Raw genomic sequence first — 12,642 nt, forward strand, 5'->3', positions numbered from 1 at the left:
GGCACGGACATGACCACTCGCGCTGATCCGAACGGTGTCGCTTGGCGCAAGAGCAGCTACAGCAACGGCGACGGCGGTGACTGCGTCGAGGTCGCCCACGGCGTGTCCGGCCACGTGCCCGTACGCGACAGCAAGCACAGTGACGGCAGCAGCCCCGTCCTCGTCTTCCCCACGAACGGCTGGGGCGCCTTCCTGACCGCGGTGAAAGACGGCCGGCTCTGACACCGAGAGGACCGACCCGTGGACGAGGAACTGCTCGCACTGCTCTCCGAGTACAGACTGGGCGTGCTGGTGACGCTGAAGCGCGACGGGCGGCCGCAGCTGTCGAACGTCAACTACACGTATGACTCCGCCCGCCGGCTGATCCGCGTCTCCGTGACGGCCGACCGGGCGAAGACGCGCAACCTGCTGCGCGACGCGCGTGCGAGCTTCTACGTCACCAGTCAGGACGGCTGGGCCTGGACGGTCGCCGAGGGCACCGCCGAGCTGACGGCCGTCGCCGCGGAGCCGGGCGACGACGCGGTCGAGGAGCTGGTCGACGTCTACCGGGCCGTCCAGGGCGAGCACCCCGACTGGGACGAGTACCGCGCGGCGATGGTCGCCGACCGCCGCCAGGTCGTACGGCTGCGCGTCGAGCACGCCTACGGCCAGCCCCGGCGCTGACCCCGGCACCGGAATCCCCGGCCCTGGCATCCCCTGAACCGGAACCCGGCACCGGCATGTCCTGAACCGGCATCCCCTGAAGCGTACGAGAACGTCATCGCGCACCCCTGTTCCCAACTATTCAACTTTGACTAGAGTGACCCGGGTGAGCGAGAAGACGATCCCCATCCTCCCCTGCCAGACCATCCAGCCGGTCCTCGACTTCTACACCGCGATCGGCTTCGAGGTGACGTACCAGCAGAAGAGCCCGAACCCCTTCGCGGTCGTCGAGCGGGGCGGCATCGAGCTGCAGTTCTTCGGGATGAAGAAGTACGAGCCGGCCGCGTCGTTCAGCACGTGCTACGTCCTCACCGACGAGGTCGACGCGCTGCACGAGGCGTTCCGGGCCGGGCTGAAGGCGGCCTACGGGAAGATCCCGACCAGAGGGCTGCCCCGTATCGGACCGCTGAAGGACATGTCGTACGGCGTCCGGCAGTTCCTCATGACGGACCCCGGCGGCAACTGCATCCGCATCGGGAAGAAGATCAGCGAGGACCAGAGCCACCGCCCGGCGCCGAAGGAGACCTTCGCGCGGGCCCTGCACAACGCGGCGCTCTTCGCGGACTCGCGCGACGACCCCCGAGGCGCGGCGCAGATCATCGACCGGGTGCTGGCACTCGACGGCGAGCGGCCCACCCCCGTCCAGCTCATGCGCCTGCTCGTGATGCGCTCGGACGTCGCCGGACGGCTCGGCGACGACGCGACCGCCACCCGCGCCCTGGAGGAGGCGGAGGCGGTTCAACTCACGGACGAGGAGCGGGAGTCGGCCCGCGACGACCTGGCGCGGCTGCGCGAACTGCGGGAGCAGGGCGCGTAACGCCGGTGCGGCGGCAGCGGCCCTGCCGCCCCCGGCCCCCTCGCCGCGGGGACCAGGGCTCGGCGGGCCGCACCGCGTGGTTACGCGGACGCCGCCGTCAGCCGGCCGGCCTCCTCGGACGTCAACTCGACGTCGGCGAGGGCGAGTAGCGGCCTGAGCTGCTCCAGGGAGCGTGCGCTGGCGATCGGCGCGGTGACCGTCGGACGGGTCAGCAGCCACGCCAGGGCCACGGTGGCGGGCTCGGCGCCGCGGGCAGAGGAGATGTCGTCGAGCGCGGCGAGGACGCGCCGCCCGCGCTCCGACTCCAGGTAGCCCGCCGCCCTCTCCGCGCGCGGGCTCCCTTCGGCCGCCGCGCCCGGACGGTACTTGCCGGTGAGGAAGCCCATCGCGAGCGCGAAGTACGGCATGACGGCGAGGCCGTGCGCGCCGGCGGTCCCGGCGAGAGCGCCCTCGTACGTATCGCGGGAGACGAGGTTGTAGTGCGGCTGCAGTGCGGTGTAGCGGGCGCAGCCCGACTGCTCGCTGAAGTCGAGGGAGGCGGCGAGCCGTTCGGGCGAGATGTTGGAGGCTCCGATCTCGCGGACCTTGCCGGCGCGCACCAGCTCGTCGAGCGCGGTGATGATCTCGGAGACCTCGACGCTCTCGTCGTCGAAGTGCGTGTAGTACAGGTCGATGCGGTCCGTGCGCAGGCGGCGCAGAGAATCGTCCGCCGCCGCCTTGATGTTGGCGGCCGACAGGCCCTTGCGGTCCGGGTGCGCGCCGACCTTCGTGGCGACGACGACGTCGTCGCGGTTGCGGCGGAGGGCCATCCAGTCGCCGATGACGGTCTCGGAGTCCTGGCCGCCGCTCACGCCGTGGCGGATTCCCGAGTAGACGTCCGCCGTGTCGACGAAGTTGCCGCCGGCGGCCGTGTAGGCGTCCAGCACGTCGCGGGAGGCGGCTTCGCCGGCCGTCCAGCCGAAGACGTTGCCGCCGAGACACAGCGGGGAGACGGAGAGGCCGCCGACGGGGCGGCGCCGGGAGAGGCCGGGCGCCTGCGTACTCGCGGCTGCCCGGGCATGCGCTTCGGAACTGCTGTTCGTGCGGGCTCCGGGGTGGCTTCCGGTGTCAGGGGCGGATTCGGAGTTGTCAGGCTCGGAGTTGTCAGGCTCGGCGTTGGCAGGCTCGGCGTTGGCAGGCTTGGGGTTGTTGTCAGGCTCGGCGTCGGCAGGCATGACCTCGACCGTAGCGCCACCCCGGGGCCGCGCGCCCTGCACGGGGGGACGTGGCGGGAAAAGACCGACGACCCTGGTGTCGGGGGGTGGTCCACCAGGGCCGCCGGGGTATGTGAGGGGTGCGGAAGCCCCCGTCCGCCGCCGCCTCGTCCCCTCCTTGCTGCACGCCGGGGGGGCAGGGGCGAATCGTGCGTCGATCCAGCGCACCCCGGCGGTGCGAGGCGGCGGCGGCGCGGATGGTCTTCGGGACGGTACGCCCGGCGGGGCCGGAACGGAACCGGTGGAACCGGGGACGCCCGCCGTCACGTTGCGGGCCGGTCCGCGGGTCCCGGGCCGGAGAGCGCGTCAGGTGCGTACGGCGGGACACCCGGCGTACGCCGGACGCGCCCGGTACGTCACGCGCCGGACGCCGCCTCCGGTGCGTCGCGTAAGACCGCCGCGGCCCGCGGACGCGTCCCCTGCCGAGTCGGAACCGGGCATCGCGGCCCTGCGGCGCTCCACGGAGGAAGCAGCGGATGCGCCGCGTGAGCCGTCCCGACCTGTGTCATCGCAGCACCGGCTGTCAGATGCTGAGGCCCTTGCCCCTCAGCCAGGACAGCGGATCGATCGGGGAACCGCCCCCGGGCCGTACCTCCATGTGGAGGTGGGCGCCGGTGACGTTGCCGGTGGCGCCGACGCGTCCGATGGTGTCTCCCGCGGCGACCTTCTCGCCCGCCGAGACGTTCACGGACGACTGGTGGGCGAACCACACCTCGGTGCCGTCGTTGAGTTCGAGGATCGTGCGGTAACCGTACGAACCGGCCCAGCCGGCCTCCTTGACGGTGCCCGAGCCGACGGCCTTGATGGGCGTACCAGTGGAGGCGGCGAAGTCCTGACCCGTGTGGTCGTTGCTCCACAGGCTGCCCGACTCGCCGAAGCTGGAGGTGAGTTGGGAGCCGGAGACGGGAAGCGCGAAGCTCTTCGCCAGCTTGGCGAGGCGGGCCTTCTCCGCCTTGCGCTCCTTCTCCGCCTCGGCCTTGGCCGCCTTGGCCTCGGCTGCCGCCGTGGCCTTCTTGGCCGCCGCTTCACGTGCGGAGGCGTCGGCCTGCGCCTGGGCCTGCTGCGCCTGGGCGAGGATGCGGGAGCGCAGTGCCTCGCCGGCGTCGGTACGGCCGGCCTTGGCGTCGTCCTCGGTGATCGCCGCCTGCGTCAGCGGCGAGCCCGCCACTGTCTCCTCGGAGCCTCCGCCGAAGAGGCTCGCGGCGGAGTCGGTGGCGGCGGAGACGTCCTGCATGGAGATGGCCGGCGGCCTCTCCTGCGCGGTGGCGATGCCGCCGGCGCCGACCGCCGCGATCATGCCCACGCCGAGGACCGCGCCGCTGCGGGCCATGCTGCCGCCGCGCTGCTTGGCGACCTTGTGGCGCCCGCGTACGGGGCGGACCGACTCGGCGGTGGGGTTCCACTCCTCGCGGGGAGGCTCCTCGTCGTCGCGGGCGGCGAAGAGGGAGGCCGGGACGGCGCTCGCGTCGAAGCGGGGTGCCGTGTCACCGGCGGAGCCGCCTTCCGGCGTCCGGGTCTCTACGGTGACGGCCGGGTGCTCGTACGTCTCGGTCAGCGGCGAGGCGTACGTGTCGAACTGGCCGGTGTCGAACTGGCCCGTCTGCGCGAAGTCGTACTGGCCTGTCCGCGCCGCGTCGAACTGACCGGTGTCGAACTGGCCGGTCTGGACAGCGTCGAACTGGCCGGTGCCGAACTGGCCGGTCTGGACAGCCGCGAACTGACCGGTGTCGAAGTGACCCGTGGCGTACTGGCCGTTGTCGAACTGGCCGCCGTACGTGCCGTAGTCGTGCTGCGCGCCGAAGGAGTCGTGGACGGCGCCGTACGTGCCGGACTCGTCATCGTCCCGGTACGGGCCGTACGTGCCCTCGGGGGCATACCTGTTGGACGCCACGGGGGCGTTCTCCTTTCCTTCCTTCTCGCCTACCGGGTTAGCTGACGGGTTCGGAGCAGGAAGGTCTCCTACGAACTGCCCGCCCATGAACGGGACTTGTCGATTCACCCCATCCTCGCCTGGATGTCCAGCAAGGGTTGGTTCCCCGGTTCCCTCTGGTGCATCTGTATCGAGTTGTGGCTCGCGGTGGTGCACTTTCAGGATTCGGCGACGGCGCACGGTGCCGTCTTTCGTGACGGCAGTGACGACCGCGCTGCGTTATCGAACGTTAATAGGCGCGCGGCTCGGATTCCAAGCGCTTCCGGCGGAATTTGTAGCGGCTTGACAGTCACCTACCGGACAGCGATGGCCAATCCAGACACACGCTCACCCGGAGCGGGGTGTGGCGTCGCTGCGAGTGACGGGTGAACCTGCGGTGAAACACCGTCAGTTGAGGCTCTCGTCCGGATTGCTCCGACCGCCCGCCGGGCCGCTCCACGACGACACCCACGGGCCGACTCCCCTACGGAAACGGGGACTTCGGCGGGGGTGACAACGAGGACGAGGGTGACATGGAGGACGGGGGCGACAACCGGGACTTCGGCGAGGGCGATCGACGCGGTCGTGGGCGGTCGACGCGGTCGGTCGCCGCCGTCGTGAACCCTTCGCGGCCGTCGGGGCTCCCGCCTGCCTGCCCGGCCTTCTCCAGGGACGCACCGGCTGCCGGACGGGCACGGCCGGCCCGCGGCGGGCCCCGTACGCCCGCCCGTGGTCCGGCCCGCGGCGGGGCCCGCCGACGCGGTGCCTCGGCGCGGCCCGGCGGGCATCGGGACGGTCCGGCAATCCCGACGGCGTCGTTTGCCGCCGCCCCAGAGGGGCACCGGGCGGTATGTCCTATTCACAGAAGCTCCTCGCCTGCGCGACCGCCGTCCGCTCGGTGCTCCCCGACCCGCAGCGGCCGGGGCGCGTGCTGTCCGCCGTCGACAAGATCGAGAAGGCCGACGTCCTCGATCCCGCCCTCATGAAGCTCCGGCAGGCTGTGAAGTCGCTTCCGATCGGGGAGGACCTGCGCGACGTCATGCACGGCCGGTGGCTCGGCCACCCCGTCCATCCGCTTCTGGTGCAGGTCCCCGTCGGCACCTGGGTCTCCGCCGCCGTCCTCGACCTGGTGCCCGGCAAGCGGTACACGGCCGGGCTCCTCGTGGGCACGGGCCTCGCCGCCGCCCTGCCCGCCGCCGTGACCGGCTGGGTCGACTGGGCCGAGATGCGGAAACCGCAGATGCGGGTGGGCGTGGTGCACGCCGCGGCGAACAGCGTCGCGGTGGGCTGCTACGCCGCCTCGCTCTTCTCACGCCTGCGCGGCCGGTCGCTGCGCGGCCGCGCCTGGGGATTCGCGGGACTCGCGGCCGTGGGCGTGGGCGGCGCGCTCGGCGGTCACCTGGCTTACCGGCAGGCGGCCGCCGTCAACCACGCAGAGGACGTCTCCGTACGCACGGAGCCCGGCTGGCACTCGCTCGGCGCGACGTCGGACCTGCCCGTCGGCGAGGCGGTGCGGCGGCACGTGGGCGACGTACCGGTCGTGGTCGTACGGGAGAGCGGGGGCGCCGTGCACGTGCTCGCGGACCGGTGCAGCCACATGGCGGGCCCGCTCTCGGAGGGGAAGGTCAGCGACGGCTGCGTGACCTGCCCCTGGCACGGGAGCGTCTTCCGCCTCACCGACGGCTGGAACGTGAGCGGGCCCGCGACAGCGCCGCAGCCCGCCTTCGAGACGCGGAACGTCGACGGGCGCGTCGAGGCACGTCTGAACAAGTGAACCGCGGGCCGCGGGCCGCAGGGTGCGCCGCCGGACCGGCGCACCCCACGGGGGGTGACCCGGCCGGCGCAACCGCGGGCGACGGGACCGACGTGACGCGGGGGACGGGCCGACGCGACGCGGGCGGCCGGAGCGGAGCCGACCCGCGGGGCATGAGGGTCCGCGCCCCGTGGAGCTGCCTGTGCCCCGTGGAGCCGCCCACGCCCGCGCAACGCCCGCGCCCGCACCTCGCCAACCCGGGCCGGATCGCTCCACGTATCCGAGACTGAGGAGAAGCGGAGCAAGCCGGGCAAGCGGGCAGCGGTGCCCGATTCCCGATGGGACGAGGGGCGAGGGAACGTGGGCACGGGCAGTGTGATCGCCGAACGGCAGGACCACGCGGGGCGCGCACAGCGCGGCGGGCGTACGGCGTGGCTCCCCCGGTGGGTGCGTCTGCTGCCGCCGGGCCTGCTGCTGGTGGCCCTCGTGATGGAGCTGTCCGCACCGCCCCGTTACTCGTTCGCGTCGCTGCTCACCGCGGCGGTGGTGCTCGCGGCGCTGCTCTCGCGCTCCGTGCTCACGGTGGTGATCGGCGGCCTGGCGATCGCCCTGCTGGTGTCCATGCACGTGCTCGTGGAGGACGTCTACCCCGACGACATCACCGGGCCCGTGATCACCCTGGTGCTGGTGACCGGCTTCGCCACAGCACTGGCCCGCGTCCTCGAACGCACCACCCTGCAGCTCGTCCAGGTGCAGGCCGTCGCCGAGGCCACCCAGCGCGCCCTGCTGCGGCCTCTCCCCGACCGGCTGGGGCCCGTGCGCCTCGCCGGCGTCTACCGCGCCGCCGACGAGGCGGCCCTCATCGGCGGCGACTTCTACAGCGCGCGGAAGACGCCGCACGGCGTACGCGTGATCGTCGGCGACGTACGCGGCAAGGGCATCGGCGCGACCGAGTCGGTGGCCACGATCACCTCCGCGTTCCGCGAGGCCGCCACGTCCGGCCCGAGCCTCCTGGAGGTCGCCGAGCGCATCGAGCGCGCGATGGCCATGGACCGGCTGGACCTCGAAGCCGGCGGTTCGCTGGCCGGGAACGGCCCGGGCGGGACCCCGTCAGGGCTTGCGGGCGAGCTGTTCGCGACGGCCGTGCTGCTGGAGTTCGCCCCGGACGGCGGCCTGCTGCGGGTGCTGGACCGCGGCCACCCGCCGATGTGCCTGATCCGCGCGGGCGGCGATGTCACCCTTCTCGACCCCGGACCGGACTACGCGCTGCCCCTCGGCTACGCCGACCTCGCCCCCGCCCCGGACCCACAGCCGAAGGAGTACCGCCTGGCCGAAGGCGACACCCTCGTGGCCTACTCCGACGGCGTCACGGAAGCCCGCAGCAAGCGCGGCGGCTTCTACCCGCTGGAGCAGCGGCTGGCGGAGCGCTACGGCATGGTGGACGGCGTCCGCACGCGGGCGGCCATCGAACCCGCAGAGGTCGTTTCCTTCGTCAGCCGGGACGTCACCCGCTGGGCCGACGCCGTCAACGACGACATGGTGGTCGTCGTCCTGCAGTACCGGCCGCGGGCCGCCGCCGGCGACACACGACCGCCCGGGCACGGCGCCGGATGACGGCCGTGCCCGGGCGGTCGGTGTGCTGCGTTCCTACGCGCCGGCGTCTTCGACGCCGGGACGCTCCCCGGCACCCGGAGCTGCCGGTCAGTCCCGCTCGGCGCCCTTGGGAAGCTGACGCAGGTCGAGCTTGGCGGTCTTCTGCTCGAAGGCCCAGTCGAGCATCTTCTTCGCGTCGGGGTAGCGCGCGCCGCTGTTGAGGATCGCGCCGACCACGGAGCGGTCGCCCTTCGTCGCGGCGAAGACGAGGCACGGTCCGGCCTTGGTGCCGGTGCCGGTCTTGATGCCGATGACGCCCTTGTACGAGCCGAGCAGCTGGTTCGTGTTGTACCAGGTGTACGTGCGGCCGTTGGTGGCCTTCTGCTTCGCCGACGTCGACTTCGCGACCTTGCGGATGTTGGTGCTGCCCAGCGAGTACTTGCCGAGCTTCGCCATGTCGCGCGCGGTGGAGTAGTTCTTCCCCTTCTTCGAGATGCCGTCGAAGGAGTCGAACTCCGTGTTCTTCATGCCCAGTTGGCGGGCCTTCGCGTTCATCTTGGAGATGAAGTCACCCGTCCGCGCCGACGTGGTCTTCCCGGTGCCCACCGCGTCGGCCAGCGCGTACGCGGCGTCGCAGCCGGAGGGGAGCAGCAGGCCGTACAGCAGCTGCCGGAGGCTGAGCTTGTCGCCGGTCCGCAGGTCGGCGGTGCTGCCGCCCCACTTCGCGACGTAGTCGCGGTAGGCCTGCTTGACGGTCACCTTCCGGTCCAAGTCGATGCCCTTGGTGCTCACCACGACGGCAGCGGTCATGACCTTGGTGGTGCTGGCCATCTGGCGCTTGGTGTCGGCGCCCTTGCCCCACATCTCCTCACCGGACGAACTGTCCAGCAGGAACGCGCCCTTGGCCTTCACACCGGAGGGGCCGGCGGCCTGTGCCGGTACGACAAAGGGCCCGGCGGCCAGGACGGCTCCGGCCACCACCCCGGCAGCACCCAGCCGGCGGGCCCTTTTCGATACACGAATCAACTCAACGCTCCATCGTCGTCGAGGCCGGCGGCTCCGGCTCGCGGTGCCGCCCGGCCGTCGGAAGGCCTGTCGCTCCAGAGACAGCGCAGCACCCCGTTTGGTTGCACGGGAACCCGTCCCGGATTTCTGTTCGCTGCCGACGTCTGCCCCGCCTCGTCGCGGGGACACACGGGCACGTGATCCGGTCCTGCGATCGCCCGGAAGCCCGGTGACGGGGGCGAGCGGGACCTGGAACACCTTCTCGCGCGTCAACCGGCGTGCGACGGCGGCCAGTTGCCGCCGCACTGGCGAGACCGTACACGACGGGAGCCGCGCACGGCACAACCCCGCCGGGCCCCGGGACGGCTACTTCAGGACGCACCGCACCAGGGCCCTTCACAGGCGGGACGTCGGGCGGCGGGACGTTCAGGGGCGGGAGGTCCCGCCGGACGTGCGTGCCGGGATGGCGTCGCCGGCCGGTGCGTCCCCGCGTCCGTAGTGGTGCGTGGTGAACATGTAGAGCAACCCCGTGCCCAGGACCACTCCGCCGCACAGCAGCACGATCCAGTTGTCGTACCAGGGCTGGTCCGGGTTGCGCGCCCAGGAGATGTTGACGATGGCGAAGATGCCGTACGCCAGTCCCGCGGCGTTGATGAGCAGCCCCCAGCGGCCGAGCGTGAACTCGCCGTTCGGCCGCCACCCCTTCAGCCGGGCCCGCAAGGCCGCGAGGACGACCATCTGGAAGGCGCCGTAGATGCCGAGGATGGCGAACGAGACGATCTTGGTGAGGGCGTCCTCGGAGATCAGCGACCCGAAGGCGATGACGGCCGGGACGACGGCGGCGACCAGCAGGGCGTTGTGCGGCACGGCGCGGGCGTACGAGAAGGACCGCAGCAGCCGGTGGCCGACGATCATCTTGTCCCGCGCGTAGGAGTAGATGAGCCGTCCCGCCGCGGCCTGGAGGCTGACCGTGCAGGACAGGAACGAGATGAGCACCACGCCCATCACCATCCTGGCGCCCACCTCCCCCAGCGCGTCGAACAGCACCCGCACCACCGGGTCGCTGTCCTTCCCGGCGATGACCGCCTGGTAGTCGGAGACGGCGAGCAGCAGCGTCAGGCAGGTGAAGGTGGCGGCGGCACCGCCGACGTAGACGGTCCTGCGCATCGCCTTGGGGATGACGATGCCGGGACGTGCGACCTCCTCGGCGAGGTCCCCGCACGCCTCGAAGCCGTAGTACTGGTAGAAGCCGATGATGGCCGCCGAGAGGAAGACCGGCAGGTACGAGCCGTTCCCGGACGTGCCGAAATCGTCGAAGACGACGCCGAGTCCGTGGAAGCGGTGCGTGGCCAGCAGGTAGACGCCCACGACGACCGCGCCGACGAGCTCCGCGGTGAACCCGATGACGGCGGCCTGTGAAAGCGCCCTGGTCCCCGCGTAGTTGATGAGGGCCGCGACGACGATGAGCACCACCGTGCACAACACCGTCGTGTGCACGCTCGGTTCGAAGCCGAACAGGATGGCGATGTAGGGGCCGGCCCCGTAGGCGACCGAGGTGATGGTCACCAGCAGCGCCCACATGTAGACCCAGCCGGTCATCCACGCCCAGCGGATGCCCCACAGCCGCCGCGCCCACGGGTAGACGCCGCCTGCGATGGGGTACTGCGCGACGACTTCGCCGAAGACGAGGGCCACCAGGAACTGACCCGCGCCCGCCAGCAGGAAGGCCCAGATCATCGGTGGGCCGCCGGTCGCGAGCGACGTCGCGAAGAGCGTGTAGGTGCTGACGACCGGCGAGAGGTAGGTGAATCCGAGGGCGAAATTGGCCCAGGGGCCCATCTCCTTGCGGAACTCGGAGCCGTGCCCAACGGCTCCTCCGTTTCCGCCTCCGGTGGCAGGCGTCCCGGCGTCGGTCATCAGCGCTCCATTCCCTGCGTCCCCGGCGTCCCCTCGGTTCCGTGCGTCCCGGGCGTCCCCGGCGTCCCCGGCGTCCGGTGTGATCCTGGCGGCCCGTCCGCCCCCGCGCCCCCGCGCTGCGGGGCCGCACGGCCGGTGATGAGGTCGACGGCCCGTTCCGCCGCCAGCAGCACCGTCACCATGGGGTTGACGGTCGGCAGCGTCGGGAAGACGGAGGCGTCCACCACGCGGACGCCGCGCTCTCCGCGCAGCCGCAGCTGCGGATCGAGTACGGCGAGCGGGTCGCCGTCCGCGCCCATCCGGCAGGTGCCGGCGGGGTGGTAGACGGTGTGGGCCGCGCGGCGCCCGTACTCGGAGAGTTCCTCGTCGGTCGTCAGCCCAGGGCCCGGAGCGACCTCCCGCACGAGCCAGTCTCGGAGCGGCCCGGTGGCGGCGACCTCGCGCGCGATGCGCAGACCGTCGACGACGGTGCGCTCGTCGTGGCCTTCGGGGTCGGTGAAGTAGCGGAAATCCAGGGCGGGTTGCGTGCCGGGGTCCGGTCCGCGCAGCCAGATGCGGCCGCGTGACCGGGACTTGGGGATGTTGGGCGTCATGCAGACGCCGTGCGGCGGCGTCGGGTAGCCCAGCCGCTCGGTGTTGGCCGTGAACGGCACCTGGTAGAAGTGGAACATCAGGTCGGGGCCCGGCTCCCGGGGGTCGCGCCGTACGAAGAGGCCCGCGTCGGAGTCCATCGCGGAGTTGGGCGGCAGCGGCCCGGTCTCCCAGACGATGACCGACTCCGGGTGGTCCAGCAGGTTCTCGCCCACGCCGGGAACGTCGGCGAGCACGTCGACGCCCACCTCCCGCAGGTGCCCGGCGGGACCGATTCCGGAGAGCATCAGCAGCCGCGGCGTGTCCACCGCCCCCGCGCACAGCAGCAGTTCACGTTCCGCCCGCACCGTGACGTCGGTGCCGTCCGCGCCACGGACCAGGACCCTCGTCAGCCGCCCGTCCCCCGCCCGCATCAGCCGGTACGCGCGGCTCTCCAGCTTCAGCGTCAGGTTGGGCCGGGTGAGGACGGGATGCAGGTACGCCACGGACGCCGAGGAGCGGTGGCCGGTCGCGGGGTCGTACGCGAGGGAGAAGAAGCCCGCGCCGTCGGTGAAGGGGTGCGCGTTGAAGTCGTCGACGACGGGGACGTCGAGGGTGTCGACGGCGGCCGTCACGAAGTCGTGGGCGATGGCGTTGCGGTCCTTCTCCGCCACGGGCTGGATCGTGTTCTGCAGCCGGGCCCGGTAGGGCAGGACCGTCTCGGGGTCCCAGCCCTCGGCGCCGAGCTCCACCCACTCCCGCAGGTCCTGCGGGAACGGCACGAAGCTGATGAGGGTGTTGTGGGACGAGCAGCCGCCCAGGACGCGCGCCCGCGAGTGGACGATGTGGGAGTTGCCGCGGGGCTGCTCGACGGTGGTGTAGCCGTAGTCGTACTCGGTCTCGAGGAGGTTGATCCAGTTCCGCAGCCTCAGCACCCGCTCGTCGCCGACGTCGCTGGGGCCGTCCTCCACCACGCAGACCCGGCAGTCCGGGTCCTCGCTGAGCCGGGCGGCCAGTACGCACCCGGCGGTGCCGCCGCCCACGATGACGTAGTCGTAAGGCTCGTCGTCCCTGCTTCCGTCGCTCATACGTTCACCCGTCTCCGGCCGGGCGTGGCAGCCAA

The 12,642-nt window shown here is 72.0% G+C and carries 10 protein-coding genes and 1 riboswitch; of the genes, 5 read left to right on the forward strand and 5 right to left on the reverse strand.

Features of this window, described 5'->3' with window-relative positions:
- Positions 1 to 9: 9 nt before the first annotated feature.
- From IEY56_RS25305 to IEY56_RS25315, 3 genes are all read left to right on the forward strand, one after another.
- Positions 10 to 222: a DUF397 domain-containing protein gene (locus IEY56_RS25305; protein ID WP_189039589.1), complete on the forward strand. Its 213-nt coding sequence runs from the start codon at positions 10 to 12 to the stop codon at positions 220 to 222.
- 18 nt (positions 223 to 240) lie between these two features.
- A complete protein-coding gene (locus IEY56_RS25310) occupies positions 241 to 663 on the forward strand; it encodes a PPOX class F420-dependent oxidoreductase (protein WP_189039590.1) in 423 nt (140 codons plus the stop codon).
- 145 nt (positions 664 to 808) lie between these two features.
- On the forward strand, positions 809 to 1,519 hold the full coding sequence (locus IEY56_RS25315; RefSeq protein ID WP_189039591.1) for a bleomycin resistance protein: 711 nt from the start codon (positions 809 to 811) through the stop codon (positions 1,517 to 1,519).
- 80 nt (positions 1,520 to 1,599) lie between these two features.
- Here the strand turns inward: IEY56_RS25315 and IEY56_RS25320 are convergent, their stop codons facing one another.
- Both IEY56_RS25320 and IEY56_RS28985 read right to left on the reverse strand, forming a co-directional pair.
- A complete protein-coding gene (locus IEY56_RS25320) occupies positions 1,600 to 2,733 on the reverse strand; it encodes an aldo/keto reductase (protein ID WP_189039592.1) in 1,134 nt (377 codons plus the stop codon).
- A gap of 562 nt (positions 2,734 to 3,295) precedes the next feature.
- Positions 3,296 to 4,327: a M23 family metallopeptidase gene (locus IEY56_RS28985; protein ID WP_373292187.1), complete on the reverse strand. Its 1,032-nt coding sequence runs from the start codon at positions 4,325 to 4,327 to the stop codon at positions 3,296 to 3,298.
- 347 nt (positions 4,328 to 4,674) lie between these two features.
- Positions 4,675 to 4,855, reverse strand: a riboswitch (cyclic di-AMP (ydaO/yuaA leader).
- A 676-nt stretch (positions 4,856 to 5,531) separates the two neighbouring features.
- On the opposite strand from IEY56_RS28985, the gene IEY56_RS25330 reads away from it, so the two are divergent.
- A complete protein-coding gene (locus tag IEY56_RS25330; protein ID WP_189039593.1) occupies positions 5,532 to 6,455 on the forward strand; it encodes a Rieske (2Fe-2S) protein in 924 nt (307 codons plus the stop codon).
- 339 nt (positions 6,456 to 6,794) lie between these two features.
- Complete coding sequence (locus tag IEY56_RS25335) at positions 6,795 to 8,048, forward strand: PP2C family protein-serine/threonine phosphatase (RefSeq protein ID WP_189039594.1); 1,254 nt, start codon at positions 6,795 to 6,797, stop codon at positions 8,046 to 8,048.
- Between the two features lie 87 nt (positions 8,049 to 8,135).
- On the opposite strand, the gene IEY56_RS25340 is transcribed toward IEY56_RS25335, so the two are convergent.
- The 3 genes from IEY56_RS25340 to IEY56_RS25350 form a co-directional block, all read right to left on the reverse strand.
- The gene (locus IEY56_RS25340; RefSeq protein WP_229712199.1) at positions 8,136 to 9,050 is read right to left on the reverse strand and encodes a D-alanyl-D-alanine carboxypeptidase family protein; all 915 of its coding nucleotides are present in this window, start codon (positions 9,048 to 9,050) and stop codon (positions 8,136 to 8,138) included.
- A gap of 408 nt (positions 9,051 to 9,458) precedes the next feature.
- Entirely contained in the window at positions 9,459 to 10,949 is a 1,491-nt protein-coding gene (locus IEY56_RS25345; protein ID WP_229712194.1) for an APC family permease, read from the reverse strand.
- On the reverse strand, positions 10,949 to 12,607 hold the full coding sequence (locus IEY56_RS25350) for a GMC family oxidoreductase (protein ID WP_189039595.1): 1,659 nt from the start codon (positions 12,605 to 12,607) through the stop codon (positions 10,949 to 10,951). Before IEY56_RS25350 ends, IEY56_RS25345 begins: the two co-directional genes overlap by 1 nt.
- Positions 12,608 to 12,642: the final 35 nt, after the last annotated feature.

Origin of the sequence: Streptomyces daqingensis (assembly GCF_014645895.1) — a bacterium.
In the GTDB taxonomy this organism is placed as follows: domain Bacteria; phylum Actinomycetota; class Actinomycetes; order Streptomycetales; family Streptomycetaceae; genus Streptomyces; species Streptomyces daqingensis.

Bases quoted from the DNA above. Each gene is read 5' to 3' on its own strand.
- IEY56_RS25305 (WP_189039589.1), top strand. From the start codon at position 10: ATGACCACTCGCGCTGATCCGAACGGTGTCGCTTGGCGCAAGAGCAGC.
- IEY56_RS25320 (WP_189039592.1), bottom strand. From the start codon at position 2,733: ATGCCTGCCGACGCCGAGCCTGACAACAACCCCAAGCCTGCCAACGCC.
- IEY56_RS25330 (WP_189039593.1), top strand. From the start codon at position 5,532: ATGTCCTATTCACAGAAGCTCCTCGCCTGCGCGACCGCCGTCCGCTCG.
- IEY56_RS25345 (WP_229712194.1), bottom strand. From the start codon at position 10,949: ATGACCGACGCCGGGACGCCTGCCACCGGAGGCGGAAACGGAGGAGCC.
- IEY56_RS25350 (WP_189039595.1), bottom strand. From the start codon at position 12,607: ATGAGCGACGGAAGCAGGGACGACGAGCCTTACGACTACGTCATCGTG.